This is a genomic window from Saccharopolyspora sp. NPDC000359 (assembly GCF_040300525.1).
In the GTDB taxonomy this organism is placed as follows: domain Bacteria; phylum Actinomycetota; class Actinomycetes; order Mycobacteriales; family Pseudonocardiaceae; genus Saccharopolyspora.
This window is the reverse complement of sequence record NZ_JBEPDU010000054.1, coordinates 1-16556: the sequence shown is the minus strand read 5'-3', so window position 1 is coordinate 16556 and position 16556 is coordinate 1. Positions and strand designations below refer to the sequence as shown.

The following is a 16556-nucleotide window of genomic DNA, read 5'->3' as shown; positions in this document are numbered from 1 at the left end:
GAGGTGCGGTCGCGCTGGTCGCTCATCAGCGGGCCTCGGCCTTGCGCCTGGCGGCGAGGCGGACCGCGTCCATGATCTTCTCGTAGCCGGTGCAGCGGCACAGGTTCCCGGCCAGGGACTCGCGGATCTCCGCGTCGGAGGGTTCGGGCGCGCGCTCGAGCAGGTCGTGGGTCTGCACCAGCAGGCCCGGCGTGCAGAACCCGCACTGGACGGCCCCGGCCTCGACGAACGCCTCCTGGACCGGGTCCAGTCGCTCGCCCTCGGCCAGGCCCTCCACGGTGCGCACCTGGCGCCCCTCGGCCTGCCCCGCGGCCACCAGGCACGCGCAGGCCGGGACGCCGTCGAGGTAGACCGTGCAGGAGCCGCACTCGCCCTGCTCGCAGGCGTTCTTCGAGCCGGGCAGGCCGAGCCGCTCGCGCAGCACGTACAGCAGGCTCTCGCCCTCCCACACGTCGTCGGCCTCGTGCGGTTGTCCGTTGACGGTGAACTTCAGGCGCATTCCTGCCTCCCGGAACAGTGCTCGTGCCAGACCCAGGACAGGGTTCGGCGGGCCATCACGGCCAGCGCGTGGCGGCGGTAGTCGGCGGTGCCGCGCACGTCGTCGATGGGGGAGGAGGCCTGCGCGACCAGCTCGCCGAAGCGGTGCGCCACCGAGTCCGCCAGCGGTCGCCGCCCGGCCCAGTCCAGCTCGGCGGCCAGGAAGTCCTCCGCCTCCAGCGCCCGCCGCGGGGTCGGGGCTGCCGAGCCGATGCCGGTGCCCACCCGCTGCTGCTCGGGGTGCAGGGCGATGGCGAACGTGCACACCGCGATGACCATCGCGTTGCGGGTGCCCACCTTGGCGAACTGCTGCGGGCCGGTGGCCGGGGCGATGCGCACCGCGGCGATCAGCTCGTCGGCGGCCAGCGCGTTGCGCTTGACCCCGGTGAAGAACTCCGCCGCCGGGATCAGCCGCGTGCCGCGCACCGACTCGACCTCGACCTGCGCGTCGGAGGCCAGCAGCGGCGGGTGGCCGTCCCCGGCGGGGGAGGCGGAGCCGAGGTTGCCGCCGAGCGTGCCGCGGTTGCGGATCTGCGGGGAGCCGACCGTGCGGCTGGCGATCGCCAGCCCGGGCACCCGGTCGCCGAGCTCGTCGATGAGGCGGGTGTAGGGCAGCCCGGCGCCGATGCGCAGCGCGCCGTCGGCCTCCGACCAGGTGGTCAGCTCGGGGATGCGGGTCAGGTCCAGCAGCAGGTCGGGACGCCGGTGGTCGAAGTTGATCTCGACCATCACGTCGGTGCCGCCGGCGATGGGCGTCGCGTCGGGGTGCGCGGCCTTGGCCTCGAGCGCCTCCCGCCACGACGCGGGGCGGAGGAATTCCACGGTGTACTCCTCGTCACGGCCGGTGAAGGTGTGAGTCAGTACACAGCCGGGGTGCTCCCGCTGACTAGCGGCGGAAACCCCGAAAAAGCCTTCCGGGTGCGGAACCGGAGTTGTACATTCCTCCAAACGCGTGGAGGGAGGGTCGGGTGCTGCTGGGCGATCTCCTCGCCGACCGGGAGCTCGGGCTGGTGCCGCTGCACGGCGGCGACCGGGCGGACCGGCCGGTGCGCGGCGTCTACATCACTGACCTGATCGACCCGCGCCGCTACCTCACCGGCGGTGAGCTGGTGCTCAGCGGCCTGATGTGGCACAACGGCCCGGCCGACTCGGAGCGGTTCGTCAGCGCGCTGGTCGACGCCGGGGTGGCCGCGCTGGCCGCCGGGACGGCGCGGCTCGGGCACGCCCCGCCGGACCTGGTCGCGGCCTGCCGCCGCCACGACCTGCCGGTGTTCGAGGTGCCGCTGACAGTCAGCTTCAACACGCTCGCCGAGCGCGTCCAGCGCCGCTCCGCCCCGCGCCGGGAACTGGTGGCGGCGGTGGCCGCGGGCGCGGACCTGGACCAGGCGCTGCGGATGGCGGCCGACGAGCTGGGCGCGGACTGCTGGGTGCTGTCCGCGGCGGGCTGGGTGGTCGGCGGCACCGCGGAGCTGCCGGAGGCCGCCCGCCGCGCCGCGCTGCGCGAGTTCGCCGCGGGGCGGCTGCCCAGCACGGCCCGCTCCGAGGGCACCGCGCACGTGCTGTGGCCGGTGGAGTCCGACGCCGAGCCGCGGGCGGCCCGCTGGTTCGTCCTGGCCGCTGGCGCCTTCGACGACTGGGGCTCCGAGCAGGTGGCCATCGCCACTGACCTGGGCACGGTGGTGGCGTTGCTGCGCGCGCGGGTGGACGAGGCCCGCCGCATCGCGGGGCGCTCGGTGGAGGCGGCGTTGCGCCGCCTGCTGGACGGCACCTCCACCCCGGCCGAGGTCGCCGCCCGGTTGGAGGCCGCCGGGCTGCCCACCGGCGAGCCGCTGCGCGCGGTGTCGCTGGACGTCGGTGATCCGGCCGAGTCCACGACGCTGCTGCGCGAGATCGCGGCCGCCACCGGCATGGCCTCGGTGACGGCGCCGCTGGGTGACGGCGCGACGGCGCTGTTCGTCGACGACGAAGCGCACCTGGCGGAGCTGGACGCCGAGCTCGCGCGGATCGCCGCCGACGTCGAACCGTGCTTGGTGGGGCGCAGCCTCGCGGTCGGCACCAGCGACATCACGCGGGCCACCGCGCTGCGCGGCGCGCTGGAGGAGGCGGGCTACGCCCTACGCCTCGCGCAGCGCAGGCGCGGCCGGGCGAAGGTGGCCGCGGCGGCGGAGCTGGCCTCCCACGAGGTGCTGCTCGCCTCGGCTCCGGACGAGCTGCGTCGCTCCTACCGCGAGCGGCTCCTCGCCGACTTGACCGCCTACGACGCGGCGCACCACTCCGAGCTGGTGCGCACGTTGCGGACCTTCCTGGACTGCTCGGGTTCGTGGTCGCGCTGCGCCAAGCAGCTCCACGTCCACGTCAACACGCTGCGTTACCGGATCCAGCGGGTGGAGGAGATCACCGGGCGTGACCTCTCGGACTTCCCGTCCCGAGTGGACTTCTACCTCGCCCTCGAACTCGACCACACGACACCACCGGACTGATCGGACACCGATTAGCGCGGAACTGCCGTCCCGGTGGAAATCGAGTTCCGCCAAGGGAAACCACGCTAGGTGTGGTCGAGCAACGGCACGCGGGATCGATGTGGCCCAGGCATGAACGCCGAACATTTCCGCGGGAATGCGCGGCGAGGGGGCGGGGCAGCGGAAACGGTGCACAGCACGTCCGTGTCCGAATACGCAACGCGACGTCGGTGCGGCGAATTCGTGGGTGTGCTCACACCGCATTCGACTCACCGGGCGAACAAGTGGGCGCGGTTCGAAATCTCTCCGTGAGGGGGGTACCGTGTTCGGTCGCAGTTGAGCACTTCGGGCACCCGCCCCGGCGGGGGTTCTGCCCGGCGAAAACCCCACCCCACCACCCGAGACGGAGGTACCGGGATTGACCGATCTGTCCGCCACCACCGGTGTGACGGACCGCCCCAGCGGCACCGCGCAGCAGACCGGCGCAACTCCGGATGCGATCCAGCAGTTCCTGGACCGGCGACGGCCCGAAACTCCTTGCCTGGTCGTGGATCTGGCGCAGGTGCGCAACCGCTACCGGCAGTTGCGGACCGCCCTGCCGGACGCCCGCATCTGCTACGCGGTCAAGGCCAATCCCACCCCCGAAGTGGTCGGTGAGCTGGTCGCGCTCGGCTCGTCGTTCGACGTCGCCAGCCCCGGCGAGATCGACCTGTGCCTGGCCAAGGGCGCTGCCCCGGAGTCGATCTCCTACGGCAACACGATCAAGAAGCGCCGCGACATCGCCCGCGCCCACCAACAGGGCGTCCGGCTGTTCGCCACGGACAGCGCCGCGGACCTGGCCAACATCGCCGAGGTCGCGCCGGGCGCGCAGGTGTTCTGCCGGGTGCTGGTGGACAACGAGGGCTCCCGGACCCCGTTCGGCCGCAAGTTCGGCTGCCTGCCGGAGACCGCCGTCGAACTGCTGGTGCGTGCGCGGGAACTCGGCCTGGACCCGTGCGGCGTGTCGTTCCACATTGGATCGCAGCAGCTGGATCCCGCGGCCTGGGAGCACGGGATCAGCGCCGCCCGCGAGGTCTTCGCCGGTTGCGCCGAGCGCGGGCTGCGGCTGCGGTTGGTGAACCTGGGTGGCGGACTTCCCGCCGCCTACACCGAATCCGCGCCGCCGCTGGCCGATTACGTGCGCCGCATCGAGGAATCGCTGGACCAGCACTTCGGCGCCGAGCGCCCGGAACTGCTCGTCGAACCCGGCCGGTTCGTCGTCGGCGACGCGGGCGTGCTGCGCAGCGAGGTGGTGCTGGTCACCGATTCCTGCGACGGCGAGTCCCGCTGGGTCTACCTGGACATCGGCCGGTACAACGGGCTGGCCGAGACCGAGGGCGAGGCCATCACCTACCGGCTGCGCACCTCCCGCGACGGCGACGAGGTCGGCCCGGTGGTGCTGGCCGGTCCGACCTGCGACGGAGACGACGTGCTCTACCAGCGGACCCGCTACGAGCTGCCGCGCACGCTGCGCGGCGGTGACTGGGTGGACCTGCTCAGCGCGGGCGCCTACACCGCGAGCTATTCCTCGGTGGGCTTCAACGGGTTCACCCCGCTGCCCACGTACTGCGTCGACGGCGATCAGCAGTCGTGATCGCCCGGCCCCGGGCAGTGCTGCCCGGAACGCCGCGAACACCAGGAATTCTGCGAAATGATGGGAGGTCGATAGATGTCCGTTGACACCGGGACACCGCCGGTCGGGTTGTTCACCGGCCAGCACGTCCTAGCCGAGCTGGAGGGCGTGGATCCGGAACTGCTGGACGACGAGCAGTTCCTGCGCGAGACCCTGCACGACGCGTTGAGCCGGTCGCACGCCACGGTGTGCCAGATGATCGCCAAGCGGTTCGAGCCGCAGGGGGTCACCGTGTTGGCGCTGCTGTCGGAGTCCCACGCTTCGCTGCACACGTACCCGGAGGACGGCTCGATCTTCATCGACGTCTTCACCTGCGGGCACACCGCGAAGCCGGAGCTGGCGGTCAGCCTGCTGGCCGAGGCTCTGCGCCCCGAGACGCAGAACGTGCAGACCATCCAACGCGGCCGGGACTACGACAACCCGAGCTGAACACCACACCCCACAAGCGGAGCAGCAGCAACACAACCGCCCCGCAGGACCGGCGACACCCAGCCGCCAACCTCGCAACCGACAACCGGGGTGAAGGGCGCCTTCCGCCGACTGAACCGGCGAAAGGCGCCTTTCGCCCCGACCAGGGGAAGAGCGTGAGGCGAGTCGCCGGACCAACCACTGTCAGGCAGGCGGCGAAGCCGCTTCCAGCGGTGAACAGGGACTGCGACGGGCGCCGGCACCGATCTCAGGGGGCGCATGCGCCGAAGGCGCACAACCCACCCTCGCAACTTGCACCGCCGCGGGTTCTCGGCGTTCGCCTGGCGAGAACGACCCTGACGCTGTGTATTGGTCATGCACGAGTCAGGGCACCCGCAGTCCAGGCGGGCGCTGAGGTTCCGCTACCCGCACCGCTACGCAGATGGACCACGCGAACCAGGAAAGAGGAGAAGCCGTTGATCGAGCTGGACGGGCACCGTTGGATCAAGGAACCCATGGGTGCGGACCTGCAGCGCCTGTGGCGGGTTGACGAGGTGCTGTGGGAGGGCGACACGCCCTACCAGCACGTCGTGATCGGCCGCACCGGCCAGGGCGTGTCGCTGTTCTGCGACGACGACCGGCAGAGCACCGAGTTCTCCCAGCTCGTCTACCACGAGGCCATGATGGTGCCCGCGTTCCTGCTGGCCGCCCAGGTCGAGCGCGTGCTGATCATCGGTTCCAGCGAGGGCGTGGCCAGCCAGATGTCGGTGGCCGCCGGGGCGACGCGCGTGGACCACGTGGACATCGACGAGCTGTGCGTGAACAAGTGCGCCGAGCTCCTGCCCTACGGCTACACCCCGGAGGAGCTCAGGCGAGCCGAGCAGGGCGACGGGCCGGTCAAGCTGCACTACGCCGACGGCTGGGGCTTCCTCGACCAGGCGCCGCCGGAGGGCTACGACATCGTGGTGGTCGACCTGCCGGACGAGCGGGCCGACGACGCCGACGGGCAGCACAACCGGCTCTACGGCCTGGAGTTCGTCCAGCGCTGCCAGTCGGTGCTGGCCGCGGGCGGGGTGGTCGCGTTCCAGGCGGGCTGCCCGACGGTGTGGCGCAACGAGACGCTGATCCGCGCCTACAACCGGTTCCGCTCGGTGTTCGACACGGTGGCCTACTTCGGCTCCGACGAGCACGAGTGGGCGTTCATCTTCGGCCGGGTGGAGCAGATCGACGACCCGACGAACGTGATGCTCGAGGCGTTCCCGAAGTCGTCCTACCGCCCGGAGACGATCGACGAGGCGACCATCATCGGCGCCACCGTGCCCCCGTACTCGGTCCGCAACCAGGACTGACCGCCGCAGCACGCAGGCGCCCCGGCCACCGGTCGGGGCGCCGTTCCGCGCGCCCCGGGGCGAAGCGGCCCCGGGCTCAGGCCCGCTCGTCCTCGCGCCGGGTGAGCACTAGAGGCTCGTCCTCGGTGATGGCCACGGTGTGCTCGGAGTGGGCCGTCCGCGAGCCGTCGGCCGAGCGGATCGTCCAGCCGTCGGGGTCGAAGACGATCTGCTCGGTGGTGCGGGCGAACCAGGGTTCGAGCGCCAGCGTCATGCCCGGGTGCAGCTTGATGCCGCGCCCGGCCTTGCCCCGGTTGGCCACGTGCGGCTCCTCGTGCATGGTGCGCCCGATGCCGTGGCCGCCGAACTCGGTGTTGACCGGGTAGCCGTGCTCGCGGGCCACCGCCCAGATCGCCGCCGAGATGTCGCCCAGCTTGTTGCCCGCGCGGGCCGCCCCGATCGCCGCTTCCAGTGCCTCCTCGGTGGCGCGGATGATCCGTTGGTCCTCCTCGGCGGCGGTGCCGACGATGATCGTGCGGGCGGAGTCGGCCGCCCAGCCGTCGATGCTGACCGCGATGTCGGCGGTGAGCACGTCGCCGTCCTGGAGCACGTAGTCGTGCGGCAGACCGTGCAGGACGGCGTCGTTGACCGAGAGGCAGATGACGTTGCGGAACGGGCCCTTGCCGAAGGACGGGGAGTAGTCCCAGTAGCAGGACTCGGCGCCGCGCTGCTTGATCATGTCCCGCACGCGGTGCTCGATGTCCAGCAGGTTGACCCCCACGTCGGCGATCCGCCCGACCTCGGTGAGCACTTCGGCCACGAAGCGGCCGGTGGTGTGCATGCGCTGGACTTCGGTGGGCGTCTTCAACTCGATCACGGGTACCTCGCGTGCCTGAGTGCCGGTATAATAATACCGACGCTAGCACTGGCCGGTATAGGAATACCAGCCAGCTATGCGGAAGCGCCCTGACCTGCGAATGCGGCGTCGGCTCAGAGCGAGTCGAGGTACGGGTGCTGGGCCGGGTCGTCGTCCCGGGGCGCGAACCACTGGTCGAACGCCAGCCCCCGCGAGTGCAGCTCCGCCTCCAGCTTGGCGACCTGCGCCGCGGTCTCCGGCTCCACCTCACCGGCCAGCGGCAGGTCGACCTCGTACAGCTCGTGGTGGTCGATGTCGCCGAACGCCCGCGCGCCGAAGCTCTCGAACACCGGTTCGCTGTCGTCCCAGCTCATCAGCTCGGCGGCCTCCAGCGCCACCCGGGCCTCGTTGACGAACAACCGCAGCGCCAGCGCCTCGGCCACCGAGCGCGGCGGCGTCCACGACTCCCCGGTCAGCCGCTCCGCGACCGGCATGGAGGCCAGCACGAACGCGCGGGCGAAGAACGCGTCGTAGCGGTGGTCGTAGCAGGGCGGCAGCTCCTCCAGGACCAGCAGCCCGACCGCGTCGGCGACCGTCGCGTTGTTCACCGCCAGCGCCAGCTCGTCGTAGAACACCTCGTCGGTGACCACCCGCACCGCGTGGACCAGCGCCCCGGCCGCCAGCTCGGCGCGCTCGCCCGCCCCGCCGAACGCCTCCGGCCCGAAGGCCCGCAGCCGCGGCGCCAGCCCGCGGAACCGGGACCGCCACTGCGCGGCGTCCATCGCGGGCTCCGCCGAGGTCTCCAGCGCCTCCTCGACGGCGGCTTCCAGCTCGTCGACGACGTCCGACGCCTCGTCGCTGGCCGCCAACCGGTTGAACTCGTCCTCGGTGATGCGCACCTCCGAGTGCGCCACCGACCAGCCCGCCAGCACCTCGCTCTCGCCGATCAGCTCGTCGAGCACCGAGGCGGCGGCGTCCTCCGCGGCCAGCAGCGACGGCGCGTCGAGCGCCAGCACCACGCTGGCCCCGGCCGGGTGCACGGTGATGCGGTAGTCCAGGACGTCGATGTCGGCGTCCCCGGGCCCTGACACCCCCTCGACCAGCGCGAGGTGGCGGTCCAACACGGCCGCGATCCCCTCCTGCTGAAGCGGGTCGAGCTCCACCACACCATTCGGCGGTGTGAGCTCCGCTGTCACCGCATAGTCCACCGCGTCTCGCCCTCTCCTAGCCCGGTTGGTCGGCATGGTACGTGGTCGGCCCGCCCCGGACCCGTCAGCCGTCCCGGGGCCCTCATCAGCCATGATGAACCACGTGACGACGAGTGTGGCCGTATTCGGCAGCTGCAACATGGACCTGGTGGCGTACGCGGGCACCGCGCCCAAGCGGGGCGAGACGGTGCACGGGCGGGAGTTCCACACCGTGCCCGGGGGCAAGGGCGCCAACCAGGCGCTGGCCGCGGCCAAGGCGGGCGCCCAGGTGCGCATGATCGGCGCGGTCGGCCAGGACGACTTCGGCGCCGAGATCCGCCGCGTCCTGCAGGAGTCCGATGTGGACGTCGCGGGGCTGCGGACCGAGCCGGGGCGCAGCGGTACCGCGCACATCGTGGTCGACGACCAGGGCGGCAACTCGATCGTCGTGGTCCCGGGCGCCAACGGCACCGTCGACGACCTCGTCGAGGGCGACGAGGAGCTCATCGCCGGATCGCAGATCCTGCTGCTGCAGTTGGAGATCCCGCTCCCCGGCGTGGCCGCGGCCGCTGCCGCGGGCCGCCGTGGCGGGGTGCGCGTGGTGCTCACCCCGGCGCCCGCCGCGGAGCTGCCCGCGGACCTCCTGTCGGACGTGGACCTGCTGGTGCCCAACGAGCACGAGGCGGCGGTCCTGGCCGGCGGCGACGACGACCCGGAGCGGGCACTGGCGAAGCTGCTGGAGCTGGTCCCGGAGGTGGTGATCACGCTCGGTTCACGCGGCTCGCTGTACGGCAACCGGGACGGCGCGCGAGTGGAGGTGCCCAGCTTCCCGGTGGAGGCGGTGGACACCACGGCCGCCGGGGACACCTACGTCGGTGTGCTCAGCGCGGCGCTGGGCGAAGGCGCCGACATGCCCGAGGCGATGCGCACGGCTTCCGCCGGTTCGGCGCTGTCGGTGCAGCGCAACGGCGCCAGCAGTTCGATGCCGACCCGTCGGGAAATCGCCGACTTCCTGGCCGCCCGATAACGCGCGCAATTACCGGGGGTCCACCGTTCGACCACGGGGCGTCATTGCGGCTGGTTTCGCGGACGGCCGGTTTCCCCGACCGGCACCGGCCGTCCGCGCCGGCAGCTCACTGAGCGTTGTCGTAAGCCTCGACGATCTCCGCGGGAATGCGGCCCCGGTCGGAAACCTGCATGCCCTGTTTCCGAGCCCATTCCCGAATGGCCTGGTTGCGTTCCCGGTCCGCCGCGGTGGGTGTGCTCGACGCCTTGCCCGGCTTCGACGCGGTCCGCTTGCGGCCCCCGGTCTTCCGCGCGCTGGCCACGAAGGACGCCAGGGAGTCGCGCAGTTTCGCGGCATTGTCGGCGGACAGGTCAATTGCGTAGCTCACCCCGTCCAAGGCGAACTCGACGGTGGTGTCGGCTGGTGTGCCGTCGACATCGTCGACGAGCTGAACGGTGACTTTCTGCGCCACGGTAACCCTCGATTCCGGCTCGATTCCCCTCCTTCCCCGCACTGCGCGTGCGGAGAAGAGCGAGCGAACAATAAACTACCGCGTGAAGAATGTTCCACCCATCGCCGCAAATTTCTCCGGTGTGCCCTGGATTACTTTCCGCATAGCCGCCCAGTGGTGGTTACCGTGCGTTCTCACCGGCGCCCGGTCGGCCCGGCCGCGGCACTGACCCGCCTGGCGGTTATCAGCAGGTGGGTCCGCTGTTCTATGGTTGGGAGCGAGACAACTGAGATGCCACGTGCTACAACGTGGGCGGGACTCGCAGTAGTCTTACCTGCAAGTGTCGCGGATCGAGGCGGGGCACGTTCCCGAGACAGGTGATCATGGCCGAGCGGATTCAGGTCGAACTCGTCGACGACATCGACGGGTCCCCAGCCAACCACACCGTTACCTTCGCGCTGGATGGTGTGACGTACGAAATCGACCTGAACGAGGAACATGCGCAAGACCTGCGCGGCATCCTCACCCGCTACATCGAGGCAGCCCGCAGACCCAAGCCGGAACCGGCGCGCACCGCTCGTCAGCAGGAGCGCGAGGAGGAGCAGAACCGGCGGGTCAACAAGCAGCTGACCGAGCAGATCCGCGGCGCCGCGCAGCGCACCCGCGAGCACCTCAGCAAGAAGTCCGGCGAGCAGCCCGAGCCGGGCGGCGAGGCCGTCGAGACCGAGGTCGTCGAGGCCGCACCGCGCCTCGAACCGACGCCCGCGGAGCAGGAGGAACCGGCCAAGGCCTCTGCGGTCTCGCTGCCGCTGTTCTCCTCCGCCGTCGACTGACCCCGGGCCTACAACGGGGCGAAACCGGCTGCGGCACCGGACAACCCGGGCCCGACGCGATGCCGGATTGATCACGAGTGTGGACACGGCCACCGCTGGCGAAATACGGTTCTCGCGTTTTGCCCCTCTTGCTGGCGGGAGGCCCGGGTGACGGCGCGGTTCAGACGTGGTGCTCCGGCGGTCCTGCTGGCCTTGGCGGTGGGCGCGACCGGGTGCAGTCCGCTGGTCGACGTCGAGCAGACCGCCGGCCAGCTGCGCGCCTCGGTGCAGGCGCCCACCGTGCGCGGCGGCGAAGCCGTGATCGCGCTGGACCAGGAGCCGGACAAGCTGGACCCGACGCTGGCCACCACGCTGGCCGGGCGGCAGGTCTTCAACAGCATGTGCGAGAAGCTCTACGACGTCGACCCGGCCGGTCGCGCGGTCCCGCAGCTCGCCGCCGAGCTCCCGCGCACCTCCCCGGACGGCCGCGAGCTGACCATCCCGCTGCGCACCGGCGTGCTGTTCAACGACGGCACCGAGTTCGACGCGGCGGCGGTGAAGAAGAGCCTGGACCGGCACCGCGAGCTGCCGTCCTCCGGCCGCCGCTCCGAGCTCACCGCGATCGACTCCGTCGAGGTCGTCGACCCGGCCACCGTGCGGCTCAGGCTCAAGCAGCCGTCCGCCCCGCTGCCCACCGTGCTCGCCGACCGCGCCGGGATGGTCATGTCCCCGGCGAAGCTGGACGAGCTCGGCGAAAACTTCTCCGACGACCCGGTCTGCGTCGGCCCGTTCAAGTTCGTCGAACGCGTCGCCCAGGACCGGATCGTGCTGGAGCGCAGCGAGTTCTACTACGACCGCGACGCGGTGCGGCTGGACCGGCTGGTCTACAAGGCGGTCCCGGACGACAACATCCGCATCGCCAACCTGCGCTCCGGCGAGTTCGACGTGGTCTGGGAGGTAGGCCCGCCGGACGTGCCGGTGGTGGCCGGCGAGCAGGACCTGGTGCTGCTCAACCAGCCGTCGATCCAGTACATGGGCATCACCGTGAACATGGGCAACGTCGGCGGCGAGCCCGGCCACGTGGACGGGCCGCTGGCCAACGACCCGCGGGTGCGCGAGGCGCTGTCGCTGGCCATCGACCGCCGCACGCTCAACCGCATCGCCTTCAACGGCCTCTACCAACCGGCCTGCGGACCGATCCCGCCGACCAGCGAGTTCGCCACCCCTGCCACGCAGGCCTGCCCGCCGCACGACGTGGCCCGCGCCCGGCAGCTGCTCGCCGAAGCGGGCGTGCGCACCCCGCTGCGCGTCGAGCTGCTGCTGCAGAACGACTCCACGACCAGCCGCGTCGGCCAGGTCATCCAGGCGATGGCCGCCGAAGCCGGGTTCGACGTGGTGCTGCGGCCGAGCGAGTCGACCAGCGCCATCTCCGCGGGCAAGAAGGGCCGCTTCCAGACCTTCCTGATCGGCTGGTCCGGCCGCCCCGACCCGGACGGCAACATCACCGGCATGCACGCGGAGGGCGCGGCGCAGAACTACAGCGGCCACTCGACGCCCGAGACCGACGCGCTGCTCGAGCAGGCCGCCGCCGAGCAGGACACCGACCGCCGCCGCCAGCTCTACGAGCAGGTCGTCCAGCAGCTGCAGCAGCGCAACAACGTCATCTACCTCTACCGCCAGCAGTACTACACCGCGCACACCGTCGAACTGGCCGGTGTCGAGGTCTACCCCGACGGGATCATGCGGCTGAAGACCGCTGGTCGCGTCGAGTCCGGGAGTTGAGATGCTGCGCAGCTACGCGCTCAACCGGGTCCTGCAGGCCCTGGTGACGTTGGTGCTGGTCTCGCTCGTCGTGTTCGCCGGGCTGCGCGCGCTGCCCGGCGACCCGGCCGTCGCGCTGGCCGGTGCCGAGGCCGACGACGCCGCGATCGAGGAGATCCGCCGCGCCTACCTGCTCGACGAGCCGGTCTACGCGCAGTACTTCAGCTGGATCGGCCGCGCGCTGCAGGGCGACCTCGGCGAATCGGCGCAAACCGGCCTGCCGATCGGTGAGATCATCCTCAGCCGCATCCCGGTCACCCTCGAACTGGCCCTGCTCAGCCTGCTGTTCGCCGCGCTGATCGGCCTGACCACCGGTGTGCTCGCGGCGGTGCGCCGCGGCGGACCGCTGGACTGGCTGGGCAACGGCATCTCGCTGTTCGGCCTGTCGATCCCGAACTTCTGGCTCGGCCTGATGTGCGTGCTGGTCTTCGCGGTCGGCCTCGGCTGGTTGCCCGCCTCCGGTTTCGTGCCGTTCACCGAGTCCCCGCTGGGCAACCTGGAACGGTTGGTCATGCCCGCCTTCGTGCTGGGCAGCGGGTTGGCCGCAGTGCTGATGCGGCAGATGCGATCGTCCATGCTGGACGCGCTCAACGCCGACTACGTGCGCACCGCGCGCGCCAAGGGCGCGGGGGAGTGGCGCGTGGTGGCCGTGCACGGCCTGCGCAACAGCCTGATCACCGTGCTGACCATCCTCGGCCTGCAGCTGGGCACGCTGATCTCCGGCGCGGTGGTCACCGAGCAGATCTTCGTGCTGCCCGGCTTCGGCAAATTGATGGTCGATGCCGTGTTCACCCGCGACTACCCGGTCATCCAGGCCGCGGTACTGGTCAGCGCGGCCGGTTACATCCTGGTCAACCTGCTCGTCGACCTGCTCTATTCGGTGGTGGACCCGCGAATCCGAGTCCGTGGAGGTGCGGCATGACCCAGCCGGTGGCAGTTCCGCCCCGCGCGAGCGGCTCCCGCCGCGTGCTGCGCCGCCTGCTGCGGCACCGCACCGGCGTCGTCGGCCTCGTCCTGTCGGTGCTGTTCGTGCTGGTGGCGCTGGCCGCACCGCTGATCGCCCCGACCGATCCGGCCGCGGTGAACTTCGACGACGTCCTGCAGCAGCCGTCGTTGGCGGCACCGCTGGGCGGCGACGAGCTCGGCCGCGACCAGCTCTCCCGCGTCTTCCACGGCATCCGCGCCTCGATCGTGGTGGGTGTGCTGTCGGTGCTGCTCGCGGTCGTCGTCGCAGTGCCGCTGGGACTGGTCGCCGGGTACTACCGCGGCATCGTCGACTCGGTGGTCTCCCGCATCACCGACACCCTGCTGGCCTTCCCGTTCCTGGTGCTGGCCGTCGGCCTCGCGGCGGTGCTCGGCGCGTCGATGGTGAACGCGGCCATCGCGATCGGCCTGTCCCAGGTGCCGAACCTGATCCGGGTGGTGCGCGGCGAGACCCTGCGGTTGGCCGGGGAGGACTACGTGGCGGCCAGCGTCGCGGCAGGTGCGCGCGGCACCACCGCGATGTTCCGGCACATCCTGCCGAACTCGGTGAACGCGCTGCTGGTGCAGATCACGGTGGCCATCCCGCAGGCGATCATCGGCGAAGCGCTGCTGTCCTTCCTGGGGCTCGGCGTGCAACCACCCACCCCGTCGCTGGGCGTGATGCTGTCCTCCGCGCAGACCTACTTCGCGCAGGCCCCGTGGCTGGTGGTCTTCCCCGGCATCGCGGTGGTGCTCGCGACCCTCGGCTTCAACCTGCTCGGCGACGGCCTGCGGGACGCCCTGGACCCGAAGGGGAACCGATGAGCGACGTGCTTTCCTTCACCGACCTCCGGGTGCGGTTCCGCACCGAGGACGGCACCGCCGAAGCGGTCCGAGGCGTCACCTTCGGCGTCGCGCCCGGCGAGGTGCTGGCCGTGGTCGGCGAATCGGGGTCCGGCAAGAGCGTCACCGCGATGTCCGCGCTCGGCCTGCTCCCGCGCACCGCCGAGGTCACCGGGCGCATCGAGCTCGACGGCGCCGAGCTGGGCCCGCAGGACCTGCGCCGGGTCCGCGGCAAGGACATCGCGATGATCTTCCAGGAGCCGATGACCTCGCTGAACCCGGTGTTCACCATCGGCTGGCAGCTCGTCGAGGCCATCCGGCTGCACCGGGACACCTCCGCCACCGCGGCCCGCGAGCGCGCGGTGGAACTGCTCGACCTGGTCGGCATCCCGGAACCCCGCCAGCGCCTCAAGCACTACCCGCACCAGCTCTCCGGCGGGCAGCGGCAGCGCGTGATGATCGCCATGGCGCTGGCCTGCGAGCCGAAGGTGCTGATCGCCGACGAGCCGACCACCGCGCTGGACGTGACGGTGCAGGCCGAGATCCTGGCCCTGCTGCGCGACCTGCGGGACCGGTTGGGCACCACGATCCTGCTGATCACCCACGACATGGGCGTGGTCGCCGACCTCGCCGACCGGGTGGTGGTGATGTACCGCGGCGAGGTCGTCGAGCAGGCCGCGGTCGAGGACCTGTTCCGCGCGCCCCAGCACGAGTACACCGGAGCACTGCTCGCCGCGGTGCCCCGGCTCGAGATCGCGGAGGCCGAGCCCACCGAACCGGCCGAGCCGGTGCTCGCGGTGGAGGACCTGGTGCTCAGCTACGGCGACCAGCGCGCGGTGGACGGGGTTTCGCTGCGCATCGACCGAGGTGAGGTCCTGGCGCTGGTCGGCGAGTCCGGCTCCGGGAAGTCCACCGTCGGCAAGTGCGTGGCCCGCCTGCTGACCCCGACCGAGGGCCGCGTCGTGCTCAACGGCCAGGACATCAGCCGCCTCCCCGCCCGCCGCCTGCGCCCGCTGCGGCGCAACATCGGCATCGTCTTCCAGGACCCGGGCTCGTCCCTGGACCCGCGGATGAGCATCGCGGACAGCATCGCCGAACCACTCCGCCTGCACCGCGTCGCCCGCGGCCGGGAGCTGGACAAGAGGGTGGACGAACTCCTCGAAGCGGTCGAGCTGGGCGCGTCGCGCCGCCAGCGCTACCCGCACGAGCTCTCCGGTGGCCAGCGGCAGCGCGTCAGCATCGCCCGCGCGCTGGCGCTGGAACCCGAGCTGCTGATTGCCGACGAACCGACCAGCGCGCTCGACGTCTCGGTGCAGGACGCGGTGCTGGAGCTGTTCCAGTCGCTGCAGGCCAGGCTGAACTTCAGCTGCCTGTTCATCAGCCACGACTTGGCGGTGGTCAACCTGCTGGCGCGCCGGGTGGCCGTCATGCACCGCGGCAGGATCGTGGAGCAGGGCGACTGCGCGCAGGTCCTCGGCGCACCGCAGCACGAGTACACGCAGCGACTGCTGGCCGCGGCACCGGTGCCGGACCCGGCGCGGCAGCGCGAACGCCGGTTGGCCAGCTGAGCTGGTTCAGTCCTCCGCGCGGTGGCGGCGGGATCGGCTGCGCTGGCCGTGGCCGGAGCGCGCCGACTTCTTCGACTCCGCCTTGGGCCGTTCCACCCGCTCCGTCAGCGCCGCGGCGAACTCCGGCGGGGAGCTCGGGCCCCAGTTGCGGTCCTCCGGGTCCATCAGAGTCTTTCGCAGCTCGGTGTAGATCGGCGTCGTGTCCACTGCGTACCCCCGTTCTGACGGTCGCCTGGCAGGCTACCTGCGCGCCCGGGGTGAATCGCGGCGACGAACCAGGACCACACGAACGTGGACATCGACAACACGTCCAGCGGTACCGCTCGCGCCGTCCGTCGCTCAACCCCCGAGATCGGCTCTGAGCTGCGAAGATGACTTTGAGAGGGGGGTGGTGTTCGGCGGGTTCCCGGGGGTGTGTAGAGTTGTCCAGGTCAGCGCGACACGGGCCGGGAAAACCGGGCCGGGCGTGACGCGGGCACACGAACCAAGCTCCCGCGCTTGAGTGGTAGAGTGGGTGGGCCTTCAACGGCAAGACTTTGAAAATGCGATGTGCTTCGTGGTTGACAACTTTAGATGGGTTCGGGATCTCCGGGAGATAACGAATTGGGTGTGGGTCACCGAGTGACCCCCCTGAATCGCCGGGAA

General features: G+C 71.2%; 16 protein-coding genes. 10 read left to right on the top strand and 6 right to left on the bottom strand.

Annotated features, from left to right (window positions below):
- Positions 1-25: 25 nt before the first annotated feature.
- A complete protein-coding gene (locus ABT324_RS27650; RefSeq protein WP_351183378.1) occupies positions 26-499 on the bottom strand; it encodes a (2Fe-2S)-binding protein in 474 nt (157 codons plus the stop codon).
- On the bottom strand, positions 490-1359 hold the full coding sequence (locus ABT324_RS27645) for an FAD binding domain-containing protein (protein WP_351183376.1): 870 nt from the start codon (positions 1357-1359) through the stop codon (positions 490-492). The genes ABT324_RS27650 and ABT324_RS27645 overlap by 10 nt, the downstream gene beginning before the upstream one ends.
- Positions 1360-1505: 146 nt before the next feature.
- On the opposite strand from ABT324_RS27645, the gene ABT324_RS27640 reads away from it, so the two are divergent.
- The 4 genes from ABT324_RS27640 (at position 1506) to ABT324_RS27625 (ending at position 6425) form a co-directional block, all read left to right on the top strand.
- On the top strand, positions 1506-3017 hold the full coding sequence (locus ABT324_RS27640; protein WP_351183374.1) for a PucR family transcriptional regulator: 1512 nt from the start codon (positions 1506-1508) through the stop codon (positions 3015-3017).
- A 397-nt stretch (positions 3018-3414) separates the two neighbouring features.
- Positions 3415-4629, top strand: a complete 1215-nt coding sequence (locus ABT324_RS27635) for a type III PLP-dependent enzyme (protein ID WP_351183372.1) — start codon at positions 3415-3417, stop codon at positions 4627-4629.
- 75 nt (positions 4630-4704) lie between these two features.
- Positions 4705-5097: an adenosylmethionine decarboxylase gene (speD, locus tag ABT324_RS27630; RefSeq protein WP_351183370.1), complete on the top strand. Its 393-nt coding sequence runs from the start codon at positions 4705-4707 to the stop codon at positions 5095-5097.
- Between the two features lie 455 nt (positions 5098-5552).
- Positions 5553-6425 (top strand): spermidine synthase, encoded by an 873-nt coding sequence (locus tag ABT324_RS27625; protein WP_351183368.1) that lies wholly within the window; start codon positions 5553-5555, stop codon positions 6423-6425.
- 76 nt (positions 6426-6501) lie between these two features.
- Here ABT324_RS27625 and map read toward each other — a convergent pair whose 3' ends face one another.
- Together map and ABT324_RS27615 are read right to left on the bottom strand one after the other, a co-directional pair.
- Entirely contained in the window at positions 6502-7281 is a 780-nt protein-coding gene (map, locus tag ABT324_RS27620) for a type I methionyl aminopeptidase (protein ID WP_351183366.1), read from the bottom strand.
- A gap of 113 nt (positions 7282-7394) precedes the next feature.
- Positions 7395-8456 (bottom strand): hypothetical protein, encoded by a 1062-nt coding sequence (locus ABT324_RS27615; RefSeq protein ID WP_351183364.1) that lies wholly within the window; start codon positions 8454-8456, stop codon positions 7395-7397.
- Between the two features lie 115 nt (positions 8457-8571).
- On the opposite strand from ABT324_RS27615, the gene rbsK reads away from it, so the two are divergent.
- The gene (gene rbsK, locus ABT324_RS27610; protein ID WP_351183362.1) at positions 8572-9474 is read left to right on the top strand and encodes a ribokinase; all 903 of its coding nucleotides are present in this window, start codon (positions 8572-8574) and stop codon (positions 9472-9474) included.
- A 106-nt stretch (positions 9475-9580) separates the two neighbouring features.
- Here the strand turns inward: rbsK and ABT324_RS27605 are convergent, their stop codons facing one another.
- Positions 9581-9925 (bottom strand): histone-like nucleoid-structuring protein Lsr2, encoded by a 345-nt coding sequence (locus tag ABT324_RS27605; RefSeq protein WP_351183360.1) that lies wholly within the window; start codon positions 9923-9925, stop codon positions 9581-9583.
- Positions 9926-10287: 362 nt separating this feature from the next.
- On the opposite strand from ABT324_RS27605, the gene ABT324_RS27600 reads away from it, so the two are divergent.
- The 5 genes from ABT324_RS27600 to ABT324_RS27580 all read left to right on the top strand — a co-directional run bounded on the left by ABT324_RS27600 (position 10288) and on the right by ABT324_RS27580 (position 15911).
- The gene (locus ABT324_RS27600; RefSeq protein ID WP_351183358.1) at positions 10288-10737 is read left to right on the top strand and encodes a histone-like nucleoid-structuring protein Lsr2; all 450 of its coding nucleotides are present in this window, start codon (positions 10288-10290) and stop codon (positions 10735-10737) included.
- Between the two features lie 147 nt (positions 10738-10884).
- Positions 10885-12498, top strand: a complete 1614-nt coding sequence (locus tag ABT324_RS27595) for an ABC transporter substrate-binding protein (protein WP_351183356.1) — start codon at positions 10885-10887, stop codon at positions 12496-12498.
- A 1-nt stretch (position 12499) separates the two neighbouring features.
- Positions 12500-13459 carry an ABC transporter permease gene (locus ABT324_RS27590; RefSeq protein ID WP_351183354.1) on the top strand — a complete coding sequence of 320 codons (960 nt, stop codon included), beginning with the start codon at positions 12500-12502 and terminating at the stop codon, positions 13457-13459.
- Positions 13456-14325: an ABC transporter permease gene (locus ABT324_RS27585; protein WP_351183352.1), complete on the top strand. Its 870-nt coding sequence runs from the start codon at positions 13456-13458 to the stop codon at positions 14323-14325. Before ABT324_RS27590 ends, ABT324_RS27585 begins: the two co-directional genes overlap by 4 nt.
- Positions 14322-15911, top strand: a complete 1590-nt coding sequence (locus ABT324_RS27580; RefSeq protein ID WP_351183350.1) for an ABC transporter ATP-binding protein — start codon at positions 14322-14324, stop codon at positions 15909-15911. The genes ABT324_RS27585 and ABT324_RS27580 overlap by 4 nt, the downstream gene beginning before the upstream one ends.
- 6 nt (positions 15912-15917) lie before the next feature.
- On the opposite strand, the gene ABT324_RS27575 is transcribed toward ABT324_RS27580, so the two are convergent.
- Positions 15918-16118, bottom strand: a complete 201-nt coding sequence (locus tag ABT324_RS27575) for a hypothetical protein (protein ID WP_351183348.1) — start codon at positions 16116-16118, stop codon at positions 15918-15920.
- Between the last annotated feature and the right edge of the window lie 438 nt (positions 16119-16556).